We start from the raw sequence: 22250 nt of genomic DNA on the forward strand, positions 1-22250 counted from the left end.
AGCCTTTCCGTTTGAACAAGGGACCGACCCGATAATGACGGCAACACCGCGGCGCTGGCTTTTTGTGCTGACCATCCTGGTCGGCAGCTTCCTTCTCTTCCAGGTCCAGCCGATGGTCGCGCGCATGGTGCTGCCCAAATTGGGCGGCGCCCCGGCGGTGTGGAACAGCGCGATGCTGGTCTATCAGGCGCTGCTGCTCGGCGGCTATGCCTATGCGCATTGGCTCGGTCGCTTCCAGGTGCGACGCCAGGCGATGATCCATGTCGCGCTGCTGCTGCTCGCCGCGCTGTGGCTGCCGATCGGCATCGCCGCCATCGCGCCGCCGGCGCCGGGGCAAGAGGCGCTGTGGGTGCCGCTCTTGCTGCTCGCCTCGATCGGCCCGGTGTTTTTCGCGGTATCGGCGCAGGCACCGCTGATCCAGCGGTGGTTCGCCGCGGACACCCGTGCGGGCGATCCCTATTATCTCTACGCCGCCTCGAACCTCGGCAGCTTTGCGGGGCTGATCTCCTACCCCGCGCTCGTCGAACCCAATCTGCCGCTCGCAGCGCAAAGCTTGGGCTGGACCGCAGGCTATGCACTGCTTGTCGGGCTCGTCGCTGCCGCTGGGGCGGCGCGCTGGCGCAGCCATGCGGTCGCGGCCGCGGATACCGCGTCCGTCGCCGACGAACCGCGCCCGACGCTGCGGCGCCAGCTCCACTGGCTACTCATCGCCGCCGTACCGTCGGGGTTGATGCTGTCGACGACGACGCACCTCACCACCGACATCGTCGCTATGCCCTTGCTGTGGGTGCTGCCGCTCGGCCTCTATCTGCTCAGCTTCGTGGTCGCCTTTTCCAACGCCGATGCCCTCAAGCAGACCTTCCGCGTGCTCGCGCCCGCGGTGCTGCTGATCGCGGGCGGACAGGCGCTGCTCAGCACCGGCGGCGGGTCGATGCTCGTCGCGCTGATGAGCCTCGTCATGCTGTTCGTCGTCGCCACCGCGCTCCACGACTATCTCCACCATCTGCGCCCCGCGCCGCAGCATCTGACGCTCTTCTATCTCGTCATGTCGGCGGGCGGCGTGGTCGGCGGCCTCTTTGCGGCGCTGTTTGCGCCGTTGCTGTTCGACTGGGTCTATGAACATCCCTTGCTGGTGCTCGCGGCGGCCGCCTTGCTGCCGCTGCCCGCCTTCCTGCCGTGGAACGAGTGGCTGAAGGTCCGGAGGCCTTTGCCCTTCGTCATCGCCATGCTGCTCGTCGCCGCCTTCGCCTGCTGGAATCTGGCGCAGGGCTGGGATGGCACCTTCCAGGGCAGCAATGGCCTTTGGGCGGGGCTGATCCTGTTCATCGGCCTGCTCGTCATCGGCTGGCGCTGGGCCTATGTCACCGCGCTCGCGCTGTTGATGCTGGGGGTCGGCGGGGTCGATACGCTCGAAAAGGGCGAGCATGGCATGCGGACGCGCAGTTATTTCGGCGTCTATACGGTCACCGACGACCCGCAAAATCATCAGCGGCGCCTTGCGCACGGCACCACGCTGCACGGGCTTCAGCGAACCGAGCCCGGACGCGAGATCGAACCCACCACTTACTATGGCCATCAGTCGGGGGTCGGGCTGACGCTCGACAAGGCCAACGAACTTGCCGGCCCCGATGCCGCGGTCGGCATCGTCGGGCTGGGGGCGGGCACGCTGTCCTGCTATCGCAAGCCCGGCCAGCAATGGACGATCTTCGAGATCGACCCGGTGATGGTCGACATCGCGCGCGACCCGTCGAAATTTACCTTCCTTTCGAACTGCGCGGGCGACACGCCGATCGTCATCGGTGACGCGCGGCTGCAGATCGAAAAACGGCCCCCGGCGCAGTTCGATATCCTTGTGATCGACGCCTTCTCGTCCGATGCGATCCCCCTCCATCTGCTGACCGAGGAAGCGATCGGCATTTATGCCCGCGCGCTCAAGCCCGACGGGGTGCTGCTCATCCATATCTCGAACCGGTTCTTCGATCTGGAGCCCGTGCTCGCGGCTGAAGCCAAGGCGCGCGGGTGGACCGCCGCGATTCGCATGGATACCGCCGGGCAGGACGATCCGACGAGCGCGCTCACGGGGTCGAACTGGGTCGCCTTTACCGCGACGCCGCAGCGGATGGTGCAGTTGACCGGGGGCATCCGTCCGCGCGAAAAAGCGTTCGACAACGGCGTCTGGGTACCGCTCGAGGCACGCGAGGGATTTGCGCGATGGACCGATGATTATGCCTCGACTCTGCCGATCCTGATCTGGAAGAATATCATCGGAGGCCGCAGCGAATGACTCGAACCGACATCAGCATCATCACGGTCAACGGCAAGACGCCGCGGATCGACCCCAGCGCCTTCATCGCGCCCGGTTGCCGGATCATCGGCGACGTGACGATCGGTCCCGACGTCAGCATCTGGTATAATTGCGTGCTGCGTGCCGATGTCAGCCATATCCTCGTCGGCGCGCGCTCGAACATCCAGGACGGGACCGTCGTCCATTGCGACGGCCCGATGCCGCACCGCCCGGAAGGCTATCCGACGATCATCGGCGAGGATGTTCTGATCGGCCATCTCGCGATGGTCCATGGCTGCGTGCTGGCAGACCGGGCGTTCGTCGGGCTGAAAGCGACGGTGATGAATGGTTGCCGGATCGGCAGCGATGCGATGCTTGCCGCGGGGGCGCTACTCACCGAGAATAAGGAAATCCCCGGCCGCGAACTGTGGGCGGGTTCGCCCGCGCGCCGCGTGCGCGAGATCGGCGACGAACAGGCCGCGGGCATGCAGGCCGGCGTCGCGCATTATGTGCTCAACGGTCGCATGCACAAGGCGGCGGTCGAGGGCTGAGTTTGCTTTTTGGTCCGCTGTGACGGTCCGCACAATGTTTCGGCAGGCAAGGCCTAAGCTGGGTCCTTGGCGAGCGAATCGAGGCTCGCCATCCCGCGATCCTTTTCTGACGAGGAGCATTGAGATGACCAAGAAAGTCGATCCCAAGACCAAGCAGCCGAAGCCCGTCGAACTGAACGACGATCAGCTTTCGGAAGTCGCCGGCGGCAGAGCGCGGAAGGCCGCGCCGGCTGCACCGGCCGCGCCCGCGCCGATGATGTAATCCATTCGCCGACGCGGCCCGGATTTTGCCTCGGGACGCGTCGGCGATTTGGAGACCGCGTCGATTAGCTGAAGTTCACCATCGCATACAGCATCGGGATCGACAGCAGGGTGTTGGTCCGCGAAAAGATCATCGCGGTCTTCGCCGAGGCCGCCTTGGTCGCATCGTCGGCCGCGACGATGCCCAGCGCCTTCTTCTGGTTCGGCCAGATCAGGAACCAGACGTTGAACGCCATGATCAGGCCGAGCCACATGCCGACGCCGATCAGCTTGTACGGATCCTGCAGCGTCAGCGCGGGAACGAGATATTTGGCGTGACCCGCGATCGCGAGGCCCAGCACCACCGTCGCGGCGGCTGCCCAGCGGAACCAGAACAGTGCGGCGGGCGCGATATGCTTCGACACGCCGGGCTTCAGTTCGGCCGGAATCTTGGGCATCGTCGGCATCTGGACGAAGTTGAAATAATAGAGCAGCCCGATCCACAGCACGCCGAAGAAGGTGTGAAGCCAGCGCATGATCGCGTTGCCCGCGGCGATGCCGTCCTCGAAATTCTGGCCGTTGAGGCCGAGCATCAGGATGATCGCTAGCACCAGGCCCGCGCCCAGCACGGCGTGCAGATTACCGAAAAATTTGTCCATGAAAGTCCCCCTCGCTTGTTATGAGGCGCGGCGCGACCCGGTGCCCGGGCAAGGCTATGCCAGCGACGGGGGCAAGGCTCAAGCTTGCTGCATAGGATCCTCCCTGTCGCGAAGCGATGGGGAGGGGGGGCGGGCAACCTTGCGCCATAGCCCCTCCGTCAGCGGCTACGCCGCTGCCACCTCCCCATGGCTGCGCCACAGGGAGGATTGGCTGGTCAGTCCTTGTCCGTCGCCGCTTCCTCGGGCAGCGCGAGGCCGTTCTTGATCATCACTGGCAACTGGGTCAGCGTGAACAGGAAGGAGAGGGCGGTGATCCCCCACACCTTGATCGTCAGCCATGTGTCGAAGCTGAACTGGCCCCGCTGGATCAGCACATACATGATGTGATTGGCGAGGCCGAGCGCGAGGAAGAACAGCCCCCAGTTTCGCGACAGCAGCATCCAGCCGCGCTCGGTGATCCCGTCGAGCGCCGACTGGAGCAGATATTTGAGCATCGGCTTGCCCACGAAATAACCGCCGAGCAGCAGCGCGGCGAAGGCGCCATAGATGATCGTCGGCTTCATCACGATGAAGCTTTCGTCGTGGAAATAGACGGTCAGCGCGCCGAAACCGATGACGAGGATGCTCGACAGCCACAGCATCGGCGAAATCTTGCCCAGCTTCCACTTCGATATGATCATCGCGGCGATGATCGCGATCATGAAGGCGACGGTGCCCTTGATCGCCGCCGTGGTCGCGGCAAAGGCGCCGGTGCCGCCCGAACTCAGCTTGTAGACCGCGAAGAAGATCAGCAGCGGGGCAAAGTCGATCACGAAATTGAGCCAGCCATGCTTGGCGGGTGGCGGCGCGGGAATGGCCTCGGGGCCGGTCGGCAGTTGCTCGAGCGTGTCGCTCATCTGATATTTCCTGCAATGATGCCCGCGATCTCGTCGGCATCGAACGGACGAAGATCGTCGATGGTTTCGCCGATGCCGATCGCGTGAATGGGAAGCCCGTGGCGCTCGGCCGCGGCGACGAGCACGCCGCCGCGCGCGGTGCCGTCGAGCTTGGTCATGACGAGGCCGGTGACCCCCGCGACCTCGCGGAACACGTCGATCTGCGCCAGCGCATTCTGCCCCGTCGTCGCATCGAGTACCAGCACGACATCGTGCGGCGCCGCGGGGTTCAGCCGGCCGAGCACGCGCTTGATCTTCTCGAGTTCGTCCATCAGCTCGCGTTTGTTCTGTAATCGCCCGGCGGTGTCGACGATCAAAACGTCGATACCCGTCGCGGTTGCCTGCTTCACCGCGTCGAACACGATCCCCGCGGCGTCGCCGCCCTCGGGACCCGCCATGATCGGCACGCCCAAGCGTTCGGCCCAGACCTTCAATTGGCCGATCGCGGCGGCGCGGAAGGTGTCGCCGGCGACCAGCATCACGCCATAATCCTGTTCCTGGAACAGATGCGCCAGCTTGGCGATGGTGGTGGTCTTGCCCGATCCGTTGACCCCGATCACCAAAATGACCTGCGGGCGCGGAAAGGCGTCGATCTCCAGCGGTTCGGCGACCGGGCGCAGCACCGCCGCGATTTCTTCGGCGACGATCTTGCGCAATTCCTCGGTCCCGCTCGCGACCGCGTCACGCCGCGCCGCCAGCCGCTCACGGATGCGTCCCGCCATCGCGGGGCCAAGGTCGGCGGTGATCAGCGCCTCTTCGATGCGGTCGAGATCGTCCTCGTCGAGCCGCGCCTTGCCGGTCAGCCCCGCCAGATTTTCGCCCAGTTTCTCCGACGTGCGCTTCAGTCCGCCGAACAGCCGCTCGCTCCAACTCGCGCCGCTCATGCTGCCAGCTCCGCCGTCAGCCGGTCGCCGTCGCGCGCGCCGATCCGCACCGGCACGATGCTCCCCGGCGCCGCGTCAGCGTCCAGCATCAGCCCCGCAAAATTCTCGCCATGGCCGCTCCGCCCGTCGCGTTCGACCAGCATATTCGTCCTCATTCCTGTCAGTCCGTCCATCCAGTCATGCCGCCGCCGCGCATTGGCTTCGCGCAGTATCGCCGCCCGTTCGCGTGCCACGGTCCGTCCAACCTGCGGCATCCGCGCGGCGGGGGTCCCGGCGCGCGCGCTATAGGGAAAGATATGGCCAAAGACGATGTCGCATTCGTCGATCAGCGCCAGGCTGTTCGCGAACATCGCGTCATCCTCGGTCGGGAAGCCCGCGATCAGGTCGGCGCCGATCGCGATCTCCGGCCGCGCCGCCTTGAGCCGCGCGACGAGGTCGACGACCTCGGCCCGCCGATGCCGCCGCTTCATCCGCGTCAGCACCATATCGTCGCCCGCCTGCAACGACAGGTGGACATGCGGCATAACCCGCGTTTCGCCGGCCAGCAGCGCGAACAGCGCATCGTCGATCCGGTTCGGGTCGAGCGACGATAGCCGCAGCCGTTCGATCGGCAGCGCCAGCAACGCCTCGATCAGCGCGGCAAGCCTCGTCCCGCTGTCGTCGCCATAGCTCGCCAGGTCGACCCCGGTCAGCACGATCTCGCGTTGCCCGCGCGCCAGCGCGAGGCTCGCGCTTTCGACCACGGCATCGACGCTCGCCGACCGCGCGGTTCCGCGCGCGATCACCGTCGCGCAAAAGGTGCAGCTGTGCGAACAGCCCGTCTGCACGCCGAGAAAGGCGCGGGCATGGTCGGCGCCCGACAGGGCAGGGGAATAGCTCTTGCTGCGCGCGACCGGCTCCCCGGCGCCATAGCTCTCGGTTAACCCCTTGGCGTCGTTGCGCACCACCCGCGCACCCAGTGCCGCAAAGCGTTCGCCTTCCAGCTCCGCCGCGCAACCGGTCACCACCACATTCGCCTCGGGCCGCTCGCGCAGCGCGCGCCGCACAGCCTGGCGCGCCTGCCGCACCGCTTCGTCGGTCACCGCGCAGCTGTTGAAGATGATCGTATCGCGCGCGCCCGCCGCCGTCGCCGCCGCGCGCACCGCCTCGCCTTCGGCGATGTTCAGCCGGCACCCGAAATTGACGACGTCAAGCCCGCCGTCCAACACCGCAACGCTCATCCGAACTGCGCCCAGTCGGTTTCGCCCTCGAACACGCGCGTCGCGGCGCCGCTCATCACGATCGGCTCGCCGGGGCCCCAGCGGATGATCAGGTCGCCGCCGGGCAGCGACACCGTTACCGGCGACTGGACCTTGCCGGCACGGACCGCCGCGACCGCCGTTGCGCACGCGCCCGTCCCGCACGCCTGCGTCAGCCCGACGCCGCGCTCCCACACGCGCAGTTGCAGCCGGTCGGGACCGTCGAGGCTCGCGACATTGACGTTGACGCGTTCGGGGAACAGCGGATCGGTCTCGATCCGCGGCCCCAGCTCGCCCAGGTCCACCGCATCGGCCTCGGGCACGAAAAAGACGATGTGCGGGTTGCCGACATTGACCGCCGCGCCATGCTCCAGCTCGTCCCACGCCACCGGCATGTCGCGCGTGTCCATCGGCATCGCCAGCGGGATATGCTCCCAGTCGAATTCGGGTTCGCCCAGCACCACCTCGGCGCCGCCGTCGGCGGGCGTCACGCGCAGCATGCCGCCCAGGGTCTCGATCACCGCGGGTTGGCCGATCAGCGTCGCGACACAGCGCGTCGCATTGCCGCACGCCTCGACCTCGCCGCCGTCGGCGTTGAAGATGCGCATCTTCACATCGGCGTGCGTCGACGGTTCGAGCAGGATCAGCTGGTCGCACCCGATGCCATGCCGCCGGTCGGCGATCGCATGCGCGCGCGCCGGGGTCATCGCGACGGGCGCCGCCCGCGCATCGATCACGACAAAGTCGTTGCCCAGTCCGTGCATCTTGGTGAAGCGATCCGCCATATCCCGCGCATGTAAGGCGGCAGGGGCGTGAAGTCTAGCGAGGCGGGACTATTCCAAAGCCTCGTCATTGCGAGCGGAGCGAAGCAATCCACGGCGCCCTTGCGCAACTCGGGATTGCCGCGTCGCCTCCGGCTCTTCGCAATGACGATTGGAGTGATGGAGGCGTTACGCCGACTTCCGCCGCTCGTCTTCGCTCGCGCCATCCTGTTCGGGCACGAGCGGCGAACGCAGCAGGCCGCGGTCGGCGAGCAGCTTCGCCGTTTCCGCTGCCGACACCGGCTTGCCATAATGCCAGCCCTGCGCCTTGGCGCAGCCGAGCCGGGTCAGTTCGATCGCGGTCGCTTCGTCCTCGACCCCCTCGGCGGTGATCGGCATCGCCAGGCTTTCGCCCAGCCGGACGATCGCGACGACGATCGCCTGCGCATCGGGGCTGCCCTGCATCGCGGCGATGAAGCTGCGGTCGATCTTGATCCGGTCGAACGGCAGCGCGCGCAGGTGCGACAGCGAGCTGTAGCCGGTCCCGAAATCGTCGAGGCTCAGCGACACGCCCTGGTTTTTCAGGCTGGTGACGATCGAGCGCACCAGCGGCAGATTCTCGAACAGCGAACTTTCGGTGATCTCGACCTCGAGCTGGCTCGCGGGGAATCCCGTCTCGACCAGCAGCTTGGTCAGCTTCTGGCTGAACCAGGGATCCTTCAATTGCTGCGGCGAGATATTGACCGCCAGCGTGATCGACGGGTCCCACCCCTTGGCAATCTCCATCGCGTGGCGCACGACCCGCAGCGACAGCTCGCCGATCAGCCCGCTGTCCTCGGCGACCGGGATGAAGCGGTCGGGCTCGATCATGCCATGTTCGGGTGAATCCCAGCGCATCAGCATCTCGAAACCGACCAGGCGGCCCGTCGCGATGTCGACCTGCGGCTCGAAAAAGGGCACGAATTCGTCGCGCGGCATGCCGCTGCGGATGCCGGTCTCGATCTGGTTGCGGACCTGTACCGCCATTTCCATGCCGGCCTCGAACCAGCAGAAGCGGTTCCGCCCTTCGTCCTTGCAATGATACATGGCGATGTCGGCCTGACGGACCAGCGTGTCCATCGTCGCGCTCGCCTCGGTCGCGAGCGCGAGCCCGATCGACGCGCCGATGCGGATCTGCTGCGCATCGTGGATTACCGGTTCTTCGAGCACGGTGACGAGCTGCGCCGCCAGCGCCTCGATATGCGCCTTGCCCGCCGGATCGAACATCAGCATCGCGACGAACTCGTCACCGCCCAGCCGCGCCATCAGCGCGCTCGGCGGCAGCACGCTGGCGATGCGCTCGGCGGCGACCTGCAACAGGCGGTCGCCCGCGGCGTGGCCATGGATGTCGTTGACCGTCTTGAAATGGTCGAGGTCGAGCAGGAACAGCGCCACATGGCGCTGCTCGCCTGCGGCCTCGACGACCAGCGCCTGCCCCTGTTCGAGCATCGCGCGGCGGTTGAGGAAATTGGTCAGCGGGTCGGTGTCTGCCAGATAGCGGGCGCGCTGTTCGGCCTCGGTGCGTTCGCGGATTTCGCGGTGCAGGTCGTTGTAGCGGCGCCAGCCGAACAGGATCAGCGCGATGTTGAGGATCAAGGTCGCGGCGAGCACCTGGTCGGCGCCGCCGCCGATGCCCGACAGCGCGCGAACGACCGATTGCATGACGCTGCTGCCGGTGCCTACGAACAGGATGATCGCGGCGACGACGATGCCGCCCGCGACGACATCGCGCTTCGCGCCGTCGGCGCGGTCGGGTTGTTTGGGCGCAGCGGCCGTCGCCATATTCGCATTTCCCCACAGACAGCCGGTCTTTTGCGCCCCAAGCGGTGAAATTTGCGTTAAGTGTGGGTCATTCCAATCCTCGGTATGGCTTCGCCACAGGGAGGAGCTGGCTTGCCTTTCTCCGCCCTTTCCCGTAAGGGCGCCCCGTTCCACCGCATTTTGCGGCGGGGCATACACGACATCCGCGACGGAAAACCTGTCCACGGATACCGCTGGTTGGCGAGGTTTCGCTCACCGGCGTGTTTTGCGTTGCGGGCGTCGTAGCAAGGATTTTGGCTGTGTTCGATAGTCTGAGCAACCGGCTTGGCGATGTGTTCGGAAAGCTCCGCGGTCGCGGTGCGCTGACCGAGGCCGACGTGCGCGCCGCGATGCGCGAAGTGCGAATCGCCCTGCTCGAGGCCGATGTCGCGCTGCCCGTCGTGCGCAGCTTCGTTGATCAGGTCACCGACCTCGCGATCGGTCACAATGTCCTGCGTTCGGTCACTCCGGGCCAGCAGGTGGTCAAGATCGTCAGCGACGCGCTGACCGAAATGCTCGGCTCCGAAACCGCCGAGCTCGACCTTGCCGTCACGCCGCCCGCGGTCATCATGATGGTCGGCCTCCAGGGTTCGGGTAAGACGACAACCACCGCGAAGATCGCGAAGCGCCTCAAGGAAAAAGAGCGCAAGAAGGTGCTGATGGCGTCGCTCGACGTCAATCGCCCTGCCGCGCAGGAACAGCTCGCCGTCCTCGGCGCCCAGATCGACGTCGCAACGCTGCCGATCGTCGCGGGTCAGCAGCCGGTCGAGATCGCGCAACGCGCGCTGCAGGCCGCGAAGCTGCAGGGTTTCGATGTGCTGATGCTCGATACGGCGGGGCGCCTCCATGTCGATCAGCAGCTGATGGACGAGATGCAGGCGGTGTCGCGCACCGCCAATCCGGCTGAAACCCTGCTCGTTGTCGACAGCCTGACCGGGCAGGATGCGGTGCAGGTCGCGCAGCGCTTCACCGATCAGGTGCCGCTCACCGGCGTCGTCTTGACCCGTATGGACGGCGACGCGCGCGGCGGTGCCGCGCTCTCGATGCGCGCGGTCACCGGCAAGCCGATCAAATTCGCGGGTACGGGTGAGAAACTCGACGGACTCGAACTCTTCCAGCCCTCGCGCATCGCCGGCCGCATCCTCGGCATGGGCGACGTCGTCAGCCTCGTCGAGCGCGCCGCCGAAACGATCCAGGCCGAAGAGGCTGAGGCGATGGCGGCGAAGATGGCCAAGGGCGTCTTCGACCTCAACGACCTGCGGACCCAGCTCAATCAGATGCGCCGCATGGGCGGCCTCGGCGCGCTCGCCGGGATGATCCCGGGGATCAAGAAGGCGCAGGTCGCGATGGCGCAGGGCGGCGCCGACGACAAGATGCTCATCCACTTCGACGCGATCATGGGCTCGATGACCCCCAAGGAGCGCGCGAAGCCCGAAATCCTGACCGCGAAGCGCAAGATCCGCATCGCCAACGGCTCGGGCACCAATGTCCAGATGGTCAACAAGGTGCTCAAGATGCACCAGGAAATGGCGACCGCGATGAAGAAGATCCGCAAGATGGGCGGGCTGAAAGGCCTCGGCGCGCTGTTCGGCAAGGGCGGCATCCCGGGCATGGGCGGTGGCGGCATGGGGGGCGGAGGCGGTGGCCTCGGCGGCCTGCCCGGCCTCGGCGGCGGGGCGATCCCGCCCGAACTCGCCAATCTCATGAACAAGAAGAAGTGATTTTAACCGACAACCGAATTTGAATCAGAAAGAAGGAATTACATCATGGCTACCTCCATTCGCCTGTCGCGCGGCGGCTCCAAGAAGCGCCCTTATTACAAGATCGTCGTCGCCGATTCGCGCGCCCCGCGCGACGGCCGCTTCATCGAGCGCATCGGCAGCTACAACCCGCTGCTCGCCAAGGACAATCCCGAGCGCGTCAAGCTTGACGCCGAGCGCGCCAAGCATTGGCTGAGCGTCGGCGCCCAGCCGAGCGACCGCGTCGCCCGCTTCCTCGACGCCGCGGGTGTCCAGGAACGCGCCGCGCGCAACAACCCGAACAAGGCGGTCCCGGGCGAAAAGGCCAAGGAACGCGCCGAGGAAAAGGCTCAGAAGATCGCTGACGCCGAGGAAGCCGCCGCCGCCGCTGCTGCTGCTCCGGCTCCCGAGCCCGAAGTCGTCGAAGAAGCCGCTCCGGCTGCTGAAGAAGCGCCCGCCGCTGAAGAAGCCGCCGCTCCCGAGGCTGCTGAATCGGACGCGACCGGTTCGGTGAAGAGCGAAGCGACCGCCGAAGCCGTCGCCGACGCGGTGGCCGAAGATGTCCCCGCCGACGCGACCGCCGACGATGCCGCCGCGATGGCCGAACAGGCCGCCGAAGGCGGACCGGCCGAAGAAGCTCCGGCTGCTCCGGTCGCTGAGGAAGCGCCCGCAGAAGAAGCCGGCGAAGAAGAAGCCAAGGCCTGATCTTGGCTGACGCGAACCGCCCCGTCACCCTCGCCGCCATTGCCGGCGCGCATGGGGTGCGGGGCGAGGTGCGGCTCAAACTGTTCGGCGAAGGCGCGGAGACCCTCCGCGCCTTTTCCGCCTTCAGCGCGGGCGAGCGCATCCTGACCCTGAAATCGATCCGTCCTGCCAATCAGGGCGCGGTCGCGATGTTTGCCGAGGTCACCGACCGCAGCGGCGCCGAAGCGCTGCGTGGCACGTTGCTGACGGTCGCGCGTTCGGCGCTGCCGCCGCTGGGTGAGGGCGAATATTACCATCATGACCTTATCGGCCTGCCGTGCGTCTCGACCGACGGCGCCGCGATCGGCACCGTCGTCGCGGTCGATAATTTCGGTGCCGGCGACATTCTCGAGATCGAGAAGCCCGCTGAGGCAGGCAAGAAGCCGCAGCGCTTCATGGTCCCGATGAACGCGCGGGCGGTGCCCGCATGGGATGCCGATAACGTGACCGTCGACGCCGCCTTCGTCGAATAGGCCCGGCGGCGCATTTTGCGCTTTCCTACATTATCGCGCTGTGCGAGCGTCGTTTTCGGTGCTTTTGCCGTGTCGGAACGCGGTTCGCGGCAACCTTCGGCACCGCCCGCTTAAGGGCACAAAGGGCACAAAATCATGCGCTGCATGCGGGGCTTTTGTGACTTTAAGCGAGATTGAAGCAAGCTTGGCGCGACAAACGGGGGAGACTGCCATGCGTTCGAGATCGCGAATCGCCCTTGCCGCCCTGTTCGCGGTGGCGTCGCCCGCCGCCGCGCAGGACCCCGCCCCAAAGACCCTCGAGCAACTCGCTCCCGACATCGACGCGCGCTTTGCAACGTTTCAGACCGACGCCCACATTCCCGGGCTCGTCTATGGCGTCGTCCAGAACGGCAAGCTCGTCTATGTGAAGGGCCTCGGCGTGCAGGATCTCGACGCGCGGCGCCCGGTCACCCCCGACAGCCTGTTTCGCATCGCCTCGATGACCAAGGCGTTCACCGCGCTGTCGATCCTCAGCTTGCGTGATCAGGGGAAGCTCCGCCTCGACGACCTCGCCGAGCAGTATATTCCCGAGATGAAGGGCTGGACCTATCCGACGAAGGACAGCCCGCGCATCCGGATCCGCGACCTGCTCCAGCATGTCGGTGGGTTCGTCACCGACGATCCCTGGGGCGACCGTCAGCAGGTGCTGCCGCAGGCCGAATTCACCAAGATGATCGCTGCGGGCGTGCCCTTCAGCCGCGCGCCGCAGAGCCAACATGAATATTCGAACTTCGGCTATGCGCTGCTCGGCCGCATCGTGACCAAGGCCTCGGGCATGGCCTATACCGACTATGTCCGCAAAACGATCCTGACCCCGCTCGGCATGACCGCGAGCGGTTTCGACGCGCCCGCCGCGCCGAAGGACAAATATGCTCTTGGCTATCGCTGGGAGAATGATGCCTGGGCGCCCGAACCCGAAATGGTCGACGGCGCCTTCAACGCCATGGGCGGCCTGCAGGTCAGCGCCAACGACTATGCCAAATGGGTCGCCTTCCTGCTCTCGGCCTGGCCCGCGCGCGACGATCCCGACACCGGCCCGGTCCGGCGGTCGACGGTGCGCGAAATCGCGCAGGGGTCGAACTTCACTTCGGTCGTCAATCGCATCGGATCGAGCGGCGCCGACGCGTGTAAGCAAAGCCTCGCCTATGGCATGGGCTGGCGCGTCGCGCAGGACTGCGAGCTCGGGCTGACGCTCGCGCATGGCGGCGGTTATCCCGGCTATGGCAGCCATGTGATGCTGATGCCCGACACCGGCACCGGCATCTTCGCCCTCGCCAACCGCACCTATGCCGGCCCGTCGGGTCCGGCGTGGGACACGGCCGTGGCGATGGACAAGGCGGGACTGCTCGTCCGCCGCGACACGCCGGTGTCGCCTGCAATCGCGGAGATGTTCGCCGCGACGCAAGCGGCTTATGCCGCGGGCGACCTGAGGCCGCTCGACGGCAAGCTCGCGATGAATTTCCTGCTCGACCGTTCGGCCGACAACTGGACCGCCGAACTGGCGAAGTTGAAGGATCAGGTCGGCGCTTGTCCGACCGCTGAGCCACTCGCGCCGCTGGGGGCGTTGTCTACGGCCTTTCGCCTCAATTGCGAAAAGGGCAAAATCGACGGCACCTTGCTGCTCGCTCCGACCAGCCCGGTCATGATCCAGGCGTGGCGTCTGCGGGTCGTGCCCGGCGACCACCCATGATCTTCATCCTGACCTTTGTCGTGTTGGTCCCGATCGCCGGGGCGGTCGTGAGTTGGTGGCTGCTGCGCCGGCTGTCGCCGCCGCTGGTCTGGCTGGCCGGCATGCTGACGGGCGTTGCCCCTGCCATCTTCTTCACAAATGCTCTCCTTGGCAGCGCGGGCGCAAACGACGATCCCGATCCGTTGCTGTTCCAGAAGATCGCGATTGGCGCGGCGGCGCTGGTCGTCTTGCTGACTCTCGCGGCGCTCCAATTCGCGGCCCGGCGTTCGGAATGACGTCCGGTTAGGCCGCCTCGATGAACACGACCCGGTCGCGCCCGCTTTCCTTGGCGGCGTACAGGTTGATGTCGGCCGACTTCATCGCCGCGCCGAAACTCGTCTCGCGCGCGATATGGACAAGGCCCATCGATGCGGTCACCGGCCGTTTAAGCGTCGGCACCATCTGCGCGATATAGGCGCCGACGCGCTGGCGCAGCCGTTCGGCCTCGCCCGCGACCGCGCTCGCCTCGCAGCGGAATAGCAGCGCGAATTCCTCGCCGCCGATCCGCGCCGCCATCGCGCTACCCGATCCCAGTGCGACCCCGGCGGCAAAGATCACCCGGTCGCCGACGTCATGGCCGTGGCGGTCGTTGATCGCCTTGAAATGGTCGAGGTCGACGATCGCGATCGCGACCGGCGTCTCCTGTCCGTAACTTTCTTCGATCGCGCGGCGGTTGGGCAGGCCGGTCAGCGGGTCGGTGTGCGCGATGACGCGCATCGCTTCGGCCTGGGCCTGCGCTTCGGTTCGTTCGCGGCGCAGACGGATCAGCCGGTCGAGAATGCCGAGCGCGGTGAGCATCACTTCCAATCCCAAAGCGGGAAACAGCAGGAACAGGAAGGATTCGAACGGTGTCTGCAGCACGATGTCGTGGAACAGGCTGACGCCATAGACGCCGCCGATGCCGCTCCACGCCGCCGCTTGATACCGCGCGGTGCGGCTGCCGCGCAGCAGCGCGATCGCCACCGTCGTGACGCCGATCGTCAGCATCGTCACCAGCAACAGGCTGCGCAGCGTGAAATACAGCCCCGGCGGATCGGCCATCACCGTCGCCGGCGTCGTCAGCAGGATCAGGAAGGGCGGCCATCCCAGCAGCCGATAGAGCCGCTTCGGGATCGTCCCCGGCTCCAGATAGGCGCGCAGGAACGGCCCCGATACCGCGACGCCCAGATCGAAGAATAAAGTGATCCACACCTGCCGCGCAAAGCTGTCGGGGGTGAAAAAGCCTCCCATCGCCAGCGGTGACAGCCCGATCGCTAGCGCGAAATAGGCAAAGGCGCGAACGCTCTGCCAGATCAGGAACCGCTCGCGCAGCAACGCATAGAAAGCGGCATTATAGGCGAGTGAAAACAGCAGCAGCCCGAGGAAGATGCCGGTCAGCACCCCGTCCCATGTCATCACCGTCGCGTCGGCGAACGAGGATTGCGCGTGCGCGGGCACCGCGATGCCAAGCAGCACCGCGCCCATCGTCAACGCCCGCGCCCATCGCGCCATCTTGTCCCCCTGGTCCGAGTGGGAGGAAATTAGGCGTCAAGCCGCTGATTTTTGGTTAACGGAGGGTTGGATTTTGGTGATTTGCGGAGGGAGGGGACGGGGTTGCGAGCGCTACGACGGCAGCCGCCCGCTACCATCCATGCCCATGAACGCGCCCGGCGAGGGACCACCGGGCGCGTTCATGGGCATGGCCTGGTGAACAGGATCGTCAGCCGATCCCGATCCGGGCGCGAAGGTTCGCAGTGCGGTCGTCGCGGCGCCGGCGCAGCCGCGCGATCGCGCCTGCCAGCGACGCAAGGCCGCGATCGATATCGGCGCTGAAACGCGGCTGCGCGTCGCTCCAGTTCCGCATCCAGAGTTCGTCCTGCATCGTTCGTCTCCTGTGTTTCGATGTTCTCCAGATGCGCCTTTGGCCGCTCCGTCGCCAACAAAAGCTTTGCATCATCTCATAAGGACACCTTATGTGACGCGATGCCCAAGCTGCCGCCCCTCGCCGCCGTCCGCACCTTCGAAGCCGCCGGCCGTCTGCAGAACTTCTCGCGCGCTGCAGAGGAATTGGGAATGACGCAGGCCGCGGTCAGCTATCAGGTCCGCCAATTGGAGGACCGGCTCGGCCGCGCGCTGTTCGTGCGTGAAAAGGGGCGGGTGCGGCTGTCCGAAACCGGGCAGCGGCTGCTCCCCGCTGTCTCGGGCGCCTTCGCCGCGATGGGCGACGCCTTCGCCGCTTTGGATGACGACGAGGCCGAGGTCCTGACGATCAGCGCCGCGACGACCTTCGGCGGCACTTGGCTCAGCGCGCGCATCGGCCGCTTCCAGCTTCGCCACCCCGATCTCGCGGTCCGCATGTCGATGACCAACGAAATGGTCGATTTCGACGCTTCGAACGTCGATGTCGCGATCCGCGTCGGCGGCGGCGCCTGGCCGGGGCTACGCGCCGACTTTCTGTTCCGAAGCCATGTGACGCCGATCTGCTCGCCGGCGTTTCGCGACGCCAACGCGATCGCGGCGCCCGAAGACCTGCTCCGCGTCGATCGCCTCGCCCCCAACGATCCGTGGTGGGCGGGCTGGCTCGCCGCCGCCGGGGTCGGCACCCCGCCGCAGGAACGCCGCGGTATCGAACTCGACAGCCAGTTGCAGGAGGCGAGCGCGGTGCAGGGCGGCTATGGCATCGCGCTGATGACCCCGCTGCTGTGGCAACTCGAACTCGCCAGCGGCCGCATGGTCGCGCCGTTCGACACGCTCTACCAGCCCGGCGGCGCTAACTTCCTCGTCCACCGCGACAACCGCGTCGGGGTGCGCAAGATCGAACGTTTCCGCGAATGGCTGCACGAAGAGATGGAGATGGATCGCCACCTGCTGCCCGAGGCGCTATGGCAACCGTTGTCATGACCTTCGCTGCCGTCCCTCTGACCCTCTATCCCGACATGTTCCCCGGCCCGCTCGGGCACAGCATGGCGGGTCGCGCGCTTGAGGCCGGGGTGTGGTCGTGTGCGCCCGTCCAGATCCGCGACTTCGCGACCGACAGGCACCGCACCGTCGACGATACGCCGTCGGGTGGCGGCGCCGGCATGGTGCTGAAGGCCGACATATTGGCCGCCGCGCTCGACCATGCGGTGGCGGTGAACCCAGGTCTGCCGATCCTTGCGATGACCCCGCGCGGCGCACCGGTCACCCAGGCGCGGGTGCGCAGCCTCGCGGCGGGTCCCGGCGCGATCATCCTGTGCGGGCGGTTCGAGGGATTCGACGAGCGCATCTTCGACGCGCGCCCGATCGAACAGGTGTCGATGGGGGACATCATATTGTCGGGCGGCGAGATGGGGGCGCTGCTTTTGCTCGACGCTTGCATTCGCCTGATTCCCGGCGTAATGGGCGCGACTTCCAGTGGGGACGACGAATCGTTCGAGAATGGTTTGCTCGAATATCCCCACTATACCCGACCTGTCGAATGGGAAGGGCGCTCGATCCCCGAAGTGCTGCGATCGGGGGATCATGCGAAGATCGCCGCCTGGCGGAAACAACAGGCGGAGGATCATACACGGTTACGCAGGCCGGACCTTTGGGAGCGTCATGTCGATGCTCGGGCCCGACCTGCCTCTGGCGCGCGGCAGAAGAAGAAGGAATAGAGGCATGAACCTCATCCAGACGATCGAAGCCGAAGAAATTGCCAAGGCGGCAAAGACCATTCCGACCTTCCGTCCCGGCGACACGCTGAAAGTCGGCGTCAAGGTGGTCGAAGGCGAACGCACCCGCGTCCAGAATTTCGAAGGCGTGTGCATCGCACGCTCGAACAAGGGCATGGGCTCCAACTTCACCGTGCGCAAAATGTCGTTCGGCGAGGGTGTCGAGCGCGTGTTCCCGCTCTATTCGCCCAACATCGACAGCATTACCGTCATCCGCAAGGGTGCCGTGCGTCGTGCGAAGCTTTACTATCTTCGTGGCCGCACCGGCAAATCGGCGCGTATTGCGGAGCGCCGCGATTACCGGCCGGAAGCCAGCGAGGGCTAAGGGAGACTTTCCCAACCCCAAGCGAAAACAGCTTTCCAAAACGACCGGTTCCGCCAAAGCGCAGAGCCGGTCGTTTTTCATTTGGGCAACGCAAATTCATGCAGCAGTCCGCGTCCTTTCAGCCTTCACGGCGCGCTCTTATCGGCGCGGGGCTGTGCTTTGGCGCGTTCGGACTGTCGGGCGGGGCGCTGGCGGCGACCACCGCCGAGCGGCTGGTTGCTGCCGCCCGCAAGCAGGTTGGCGTGACGCTCGCCTATGACCCCGCTTACACCGTGCTGCCCTTCCCGAACGGCGACGTGGCGCGCGCCAAGGGCGTGTGCACCGACGTCCTGATCCGCGCCTATCGCGACGCGCTGGGGGTCGATCTGCAGGCCCTTGTAAACGCCGACATGAAGGCCGACTTCGGGGCCTATCCGAAAAACTGGGGGCTGCGCCGTCCCGACCGCAACATCGACCACCGCCGCGTGCCAAACCTCGCGACCTTTTGGACGCGCCAGCGCGCGCGGCTGCCCGTCTCGACCGATCCTGCCGACTGGCGGCCGGGCGATATCTTTACCGCGATGACCGGCGGGCGCTTTCCGCACACCGGCATCGTTTCCGACCGAACTAGCGCAGCGGGCCGCCCGCTGATCATCCACAATATCGGACGCGGCGCCCGCGAAGAGGATGCCTTGTTCGACCACCCGCTGACCGGCCATTTCCGCTGGAAAGTCTGACCATATTTCGAGTTTTACGCTGAGGAGTGTTTGAATGGGTTATCGTATCGTTGTCGCCGGCGCGACGGGCAATGTCGGGCGCGAAGTGCTCGCCATCCTGTTCGAACGCGAATTCCCCATCGACGAACTGGCGCTGGTCGCCTCGTCGCGCAGCCAGGGCCTCGACATCGAACTTGGCGATACCGGCAAGACCGCCAAATGCCAGAATATCGACAATTTCGACTGGACCGGCTGGGACATGGCGATCTTCGCGATCGGCAGCGACGCGACCAAGATCCACGCGCCGAAGGCGGCGGCGGCGGGCTGCGTCGTGATCGACAACTCGTCGCTCTATCGCATGGACCCCGACGTGCCGCTGATCGTCCCCGAGGTGAACCCCGATGCGATCGATGGCTATACCAAGCGCAACATCATCGCGAACCCGAACTGCTCGACTGCGCAGATGGTCGTCGCGCTCAAGCCGCTCCACGATGCCGCCACCATCAAGCGCGTCGTCGTCTCGACCTATCAATCGGTATCGGGCGCAGGCAAGGCGGGCATGGACGAGCTGTGGAACCAGACGCGCCAGATCTTCGTCGGCGATGAAAAGGACATCCAGAAGTTCACCAAGCAGATTGCCTTCAATGTCATCCCGCACATCGACAGCTTCCTCGACGACGGCCAGACCAAGGAAGAGTGGAAGATGGTCGTCGAGACCAAGAAGATTCTCGATCCCAAGGTCAAGGTGACGGCGACCTGCGTCCGCGTGCCGGTGTTCGTCGGCCACAGCGAGGCGATCAACATCGAGATGGAGAATGAACTGTCGGCCGAGGATGCCCAGCGCATCCTGCGCGAAGCCCCCGGCGTCGTCCTCCACGACAAGCGCGAGGACGGCGGCTATATCACCCCCGTCGAATGCGTCGGCGACTTCGCGACTTTCGTCAGCCGCGTCCGCGATGATCCGACGGTGGATAACGGCCTGAATCTCTGGTGCGTCAGCGATAATTTGCGCAAGGGCGCCGCGCTGAACGCGGTGCAGATCGCCGAACTGCTCGGGCGCCGGCACCTCAAAAAGGGGTAAGGACAATCCTCCCTGTCGCGAAGCGATGGGGAGGGGGACCATGCGAAGCATGGTGGAGGGGCTGCGACGTCACGTTAAAGCCCCTCCGTCAGCGCTTCGCGCTGCCACCTCCCCATGGCTTCGCCACAGGGAGGATCGCATTGCCGACCGCAAAGCGTTCGGGCTATGCCGCTGCCATGACCACCCCTTATCGCTTCACCCACGCCATTGTCCGCACCCCCGCCCCCTCGGCGATCCACGGCATCCGTGCCGACGGCGGCCCCGACCCGGACCTTCCGGCGCTCGCCGCGGAGCATGACGCCTATGTCGCGACGCTCCGGGATCTCGGCCTCGCCGTCACCATCCTGCCCGCGCTCGACGCCTTCCCCGACGCCCTGTTCGTCGAGGATGTCGCGCTGACCTTCCCCGAGGGCGCGATCCTGCTCCGCCCCGGTGCGGCCACCCGCGCGGGCGAGGTCGCGTTTATTGGCGACGCGCTCGCCGCGCATCATCCCCGACGCCTCTCCATGACCGCCGGTCATGTCGATGGCGGCGACGTGCTCCGCCTCGCCGACCGCGTCGTCATCGGCCTCTCGGCGCGCACCGACCGCGCGGGCGCCGAGGAACTGGCGACGCTTCTCGTCGACCTCGGCTACAGCGCCGAAATCGCCGACACCCCGCCCGGCGTCCTGCATTTCAAGACCGGTTGCTCGCTGATCGACGCGGGTACCATCCTCGCCGTCCCCGCGCTCGCCGACTGCCCGCAATTCGCGGGACTGGAGGTCGTTATGACCCCGCCGGGCGAGGAGGAGGCGGCAAACCTTCTCCGCGTCAACGACACCATTCTCGTCGGCGATCGCTGGACCGCCACCCACGCGCTGCTCGCCGTGCGCGGTCACGCGATCCGTCCGCTTCCGACGACCCAGATCGCACGCATCGACGCGGGGCTCAGCTGCATGTCGCTGCGCTGGTGAACGCGGTCCCAAATCCAAATTCCGTTTGTGTCGAGCGAAGTCGAAACACGTCGGCGCCCGGCTTCACGTCCCTCGACTTCGCTCGGGACGAATGGGGAGGGGCGTGTTCGTGATCCAGGCCATCGCCGCCCTCCCGCGCGCCCAGAAACAGCTCCTGGCCCTTCTTGCCGCGCTGCTCCTCCTTGCCCAGATCGCGCAGCCCTATCCCGAGGTCGCGCTGCTCCAGCATATCCCGACGCTGGTCTTCCTGCTCGCGTCGCCCTGGCTGCTCCGCCGCTGGCCGCTTTCGACCGCGGCGCTCGCCTGCATCATCGCCTTCCTCGCGCTTCACACGCTCGGCGGCCGCTATGCCTACAGCAACGTTCCCTATGACGACTGGGTCCGCGCGCTCACCGGCACCACCCTGTCGGACGCCTTCGGCTGGACCCGCAACCATTATGATCGCCTCGTCCATTTCGCCTTCGGCGCGCTGTCGGTCGTCCCCGTCGCCGAGATCGTCCGCCGCTGGGGCGGACTGACCCCGCGCGGCGCCACTCTCGCCGTGCTCGCGTGGGTGCTCGCCATCTCGTGCCTCTACGAAATGTTCGAATGGCTGCTCACCATCGTCGCGGCGGGCGCGACCGCCGACCGCTATAACGGGCAGCAAGGCGACATCTGGGACGCGCAAAAGGATATGGCGCTCGCCACCCTCGGTGCGATACTGGTTCTCGTCATCCCCTCCCGCGGCAGGAATTGAGCGATGCGCAACGTCACCACCCTCGTCATGATCGGCCTGCTCGCCGCGTGCAAACCCGCCGCCGACAAGGCGCCGGTGGATGCCGACCCCGTCGCGCCGGTGGTCCCCGAGGCAAAGGCCGATGGGCCGAGCGCTGCGACCACCGCGATCAGCCTCGATGGAGAGGGCCTGCGCTTCATCGACAAAAACAATGGCAAGGCCAGCCTGCTCGCCTTCGGCGTGCCGCGCGCGCAGGCCGAGGAAGCGCTGGCGCGCGTCGCGGGCACGCTCGACGACCGCAGCACCAACGAGGAATGCGGCGCCGGCACGATGGAATTCACCCGCTTCGACGCGATGACGCTCAATTTCCAGGACGGCAAATTCACCGGCTGGTTCCTCGGCAACGAACCCGGCGCCGACCTATATTCGACGATGAGCGGCATCGCCATCGGCACCACCCGCGCCAAGGCGGCGGAATCGGTCAAGCTCGTCGCGATCGAGGACAGCACGCTCGGCGAGGAATTCACCCTTGGCGCGGGTGAGAACAGCGTTGGCGGCATGTTCGCCGCACCCGGCGACGCGGCGAAGGTCGATGCGCTGTTCGCGGGGATGAACTGCTTCTTCCGCTAACCCGCCTTCTGGAGCAAGCTGTGCCATTCTCTCCCCTGACGGGCCGAGGGCAAGGTCCGCTTCCT

23 protein-coding genes and 1 pseudogene are annotated in these 22250 nt (G+C 66.3%); 16 read left to right on the top strand and 8 right to left on the bottom strand.

Annotated elements, in window-relative coordinates; translation table 11 throughout:
- Positions 1-34 precede the first annotated feature (34 nt).
- The 3 genes from ASD67_RS07380 (at position 35) to ASD67_RS22975 (ending at position 3097) form a co-directional block, all read left to right on the top strand.
- Positions 35-2284: a spermidine synthase gene (locus ASD67_RS07380; protein WP_056345445.1), complete on the top strand. Its 2250-nt coding sequence runs from the start codon at positions 35-37 to the stop codon at positions 2282-2284.
- Positions 2281-2835 (top strand): gamma carbonic anhydrase family protein, encoded by a 555-nt coding sequence (locus ASD67_RS07385; protein ID WP_056345448.1) that lies wholly within the window; start codon positions 2281-2283, stop codon positions 2833-2835. Before ASD67_RS07380 ends, ASD67_RS07385 begins: the two co-directional genes overlap by 4 nt.
- A 124-nt stretch (positions 2836-2959) precedes the next feature.
- A complete protein-coding gene (locus tag ASD67_RS22975) occupies positions 2960-3097 on the top strand; it encodes a hypothetical protein (RefSeq protein ID WP_156377606.1) in 138 nt (45 codons plus the stop codon).
- 64 nt (positions 3098-3161) lie between these two features.
- Here ASD67_RS22975 and ASD67_RS07390 read toward each other — a convergent pair whose 3' ends face one another.
- The 6 genes from ASD67_RS07390 to ASD67_RS07415 all read right to left on the bottom strand — a co-directional run bounded on the left by ASD67_RS07390 (position 3162) and on the right by ASD67_RS07415 (position 9373).
- Complete coding sequence (locus ASD67_RS07390) at positions 3162-3734, bottom strand: urate hydroxylase PuuD (RefSeq protein WP_056345451.1); 573 nt, start codon at positions 3732-3734, stop codon at positions 3162-3164.
- A gap of 215 nt (positions 3735-3949) precedes the next feature.
- Positions 3950-4630 carry an inner membrane-spanning protein YciB gene (locus tag ASD67_RS07395; RefSeq protein ID WP_082544894.1) on the bottom strand — a complete coding sequence of 227 codons (681 nt, stop codon included), beginning with the start codon at positions 4628-4630 and terminating at the stop codon, positions 3950-3952.
- Positions 4627-5553 (bottom strand): signal recognition particle-docking protein FtsY, encoded by a 927-nt coding sequence (ftsY, locus tag ASD67_RS07400; RefSeq protein ID WP_056345454.1) that lies wholly within the window; start codon positions 5551-5553, stop codon positions 4627-4629. The genes ASD67_RS07395 and ftsY overlap by 4 nt, the downstream gene beginning before the upstream one ends.
- Positions 5550-6773 (bottom strand): MiaB/RimO family radical SAM methylthiotransferase, encoded by a 1224-nt coding sequence (locus ASD67_RS07405; RefSeq protein WP_056345455.1) that lies wholly within the window; start codon positions 6771-6773, stop codon positions 5550-5552. Before ASD67_RS07405 ends, ftsY begins: the two co-directional genes overlap by 4 nt.
- Positions 6770-7576: a diaminopimelate epimerase gene (dapF, locus tag ASD67_RS07410; protein WP_056345458.1), complete on the bottom strand. Its 807-nt coding sequence runs from the start codon at positions 7574-7576 to the stop codon at positions 6770-6772. Before dapF ends, ASD67_RS07405 begins: the two co-directional genes overlap by 4 nt.
- A 165-nt stretch (positions 7577-7741) precedes the next feature.
- Entirely contained in the window at positions 7742-9373 is a 1632-nt protein-coding gene (locus ASD67_RS07415) for a putative bifunctional diguanylate cyclase/phosphodiesterase (protein ID WP_056345462.1), read from the bottom strand.
- Positions 9374-9651: 278 nt separating this feature from the next.
- Between ASD67_RS07415 and ffh the strand changes: the two genes are divergently transcribed.
- The 5 genes and pseudogenes from ffh to ASD67_RS07440 all read left to right on the top strand — a co-directional run bounded on the left by ffh (position 9652) and on the right by ASD67_RS07440 (position 14351).
- A complete protein-coding gene (ffh, locus tag ASD67_RS07420) occupies positions 9652-11112 on the top strand; it encodes a signal recognition particle protein (protein ID WP_187140966.1) in 1461 nt (486 codons plus the stop codon).
- Positions 11113-11157: 45 nt separating this feature from the next.
- Positions 11158-11625, top strand: a pseudogene (rpsP, locus tag ASD67_RS07425) (30S ribosomal protein S16); the annotation flags it as partial.
- 212 nt (positions 11626-11837) lie between these two features.
- Positions 11838-12347 carry a ribosome maturation factor RimM gene (gene rimM, locus ASD67_RS07430; RefSeq protein WP_056345471.1) on the top strand — a complete coding sequence of 170 codons (510 nt, stop codon included), beginning with the start codon at positions 11838-11840 and terminating at the stop codon, positions 12345-12347.
- Positions 12348-12558: 211 nt separating this feature from the next.
- Positions 12559-14076, top strand: a complete 1518-nt coding sequence (locus tag ASD67_RS07435) for a serine hydrolase domain-containing protein (RefSeq protein WP_056345474.1) — start codon at positions 12559-12561, stop codon at positions 14074-14076.
- Complete coding sequence (locus ASD67_RS07440) at positions 14073-14351, top strand: hypothetical protein (protein WP_056345477.1); 279 nt, start codon at positions 14073-14075, stop codon at positions 14349-14351. The genes ASD67_RS07435 and ASD67_RS07440 overlap by 4 nt, the downstream gene beginning before the upstream one ends.
- A 7-nt stretch (positions 14352-14358) precedes the next feature.
- Here the strand turns inward: ASD67_RS07440 and ASD67_RS07445 are convergent, their stop codons facing one another.
- Both ASD67_RS07445 and ASD67_RS22980 read right to left on the bottom strand, forming a co-directional pair.
- The gene (locus tag ASD67_RS07445) at positions 14359-15606 is read right to left on the bottom strand and encodes a sensor domain-containing diguanylate cyclase (protein WP_082544895.1); all 1248 of its coding nucleotides are present in this window, start codon (positions 15604-15606) and stop codon (positions 14359-14361) included.
- A gap of 208 nt (positions 15607-15814) precedes the next feature.
- Positions 15815-15976, bottom strand: a complete 162-nt coding sequence (locus ASD67_RS22980) for a hypothetical protein (protein ID WP_156377607.1) — start codon at positions 15974-15976, stop codon at positions 15815-15817.
- A gap of 101 nt (positions 15977-16077) precedes the next feature.
- Between ASD67_RS22980 and ASD67_RS07450 the strand changes: the two genes are divergently transcribed.
- The 8 genes from ASD67_RS07450 (at position 16078) to ASD67_RS07485 (ending at position 22185) form a co-directional block, all read left to right on the top strand.
- Positions 16078-16995 (top strand): LysR substrate-binding domain-containing protein, encoded by a 918-nt coding sequence (locus tag ASD67_RS07450; RefSeq protein WP_056345483.1) that lies wholly within the window; start codon positions 16078-16080, stop codon positions 16993-16995.
- Positions 16992-17729, top strand: coding sequence for a tRNA (guanosine(37)-N1)-methyltransferase TrmD (trmD, locus tag ASD67_RS07455; RefSeq protein WP_056347139.1), 738 nt, complete (start codon positions 16992-16994; stop codon positions 17727-17729). Before ASD67_RS07450 ends, trmD begins: the two co-directional genes overlap by 4 nt.
- 4 nt (positions 17730-17733) lie before the next feature.
- Positions 17734-18111: a 50S ribosomal protein L19 gene (gene rplS, locus ASD67_RS07460; protein ID WP_056345487.1), complete on the top strand. Its 378-nt coding sequence runs from the start codon at positions 17734-17736 to the stop codon at positions 18109-18111.
- Positions 18112-18209: 98 nt separating this feature from the next.
- Positions 18210-18827 carry a DUF1287 domain-containing protein gene (locus tag ASD67_RS07465; RefSeq protein ID WP_082544896.1) on the top strand — a complete coding sequence of 206 codons (618 nt, stop codon included), beginning with the start codon at positions 18210-18212 and terminating at the stop codon, positions 18825-18827.
- A gap of 34 nt (positions 18828-18861) precedes the next feature.
- Positions 18862-19887 carry an aspartate-semialdehyde dehydrogenase gene (locus ASD67_RS07470; protein ID WP_056345491.1) on the top strand — a complete coding sequence of 342 codons (1026 nt, stop codon included), beginning with the start codon at positions 18862-18864 and terminating at the stop codon, positions 19885-19887.
- Positions 19888-20063: 176 nt separating this feature from the next.
- On the top strand, positions 20064-20840 hold the full coding sequence (locus ASD67_RS07475; RefSeq protein WP_056347143.1) for an arginine deiminase family protein: 777 nt from the start codon (positions 20064-20066) through the stop codon (positions 20838-20840).
- Positions 20841-20949: 109 nt separating this feature from the next.
- Complete coding sequence (locus tag ASD67_RS07480) at positions 20950-21576, top strand: DUF2238 domain-containing protein (RefSeq protein ID WP_327197007.1); 627 nt, start codon at positions 20950-20952, stop codon at positions 21574-21576.
- 3 nt (positions 21577-21579) lie between these two features.
- Complete coding sequence (locus ASD67_RS07485) at positions 21580-22185, top strand: hypothetical protein (protein WP_056345497.1); 606 nt, start codon at positions 21580-21582, stop codon at positions 22183-22185.
- Positions 22186-22250 lie beyond the last annotated feature (65 nt).

The organism is Sphingopyxis sp. Root1497 (genome assembly GCF_001427085.1).
Classification (GTDB): Bacteria; Pseudomonadota; Alphaproteobacteria; order Sphingomonadales; family Sphingomonadaceae; genus Sphingopyxis.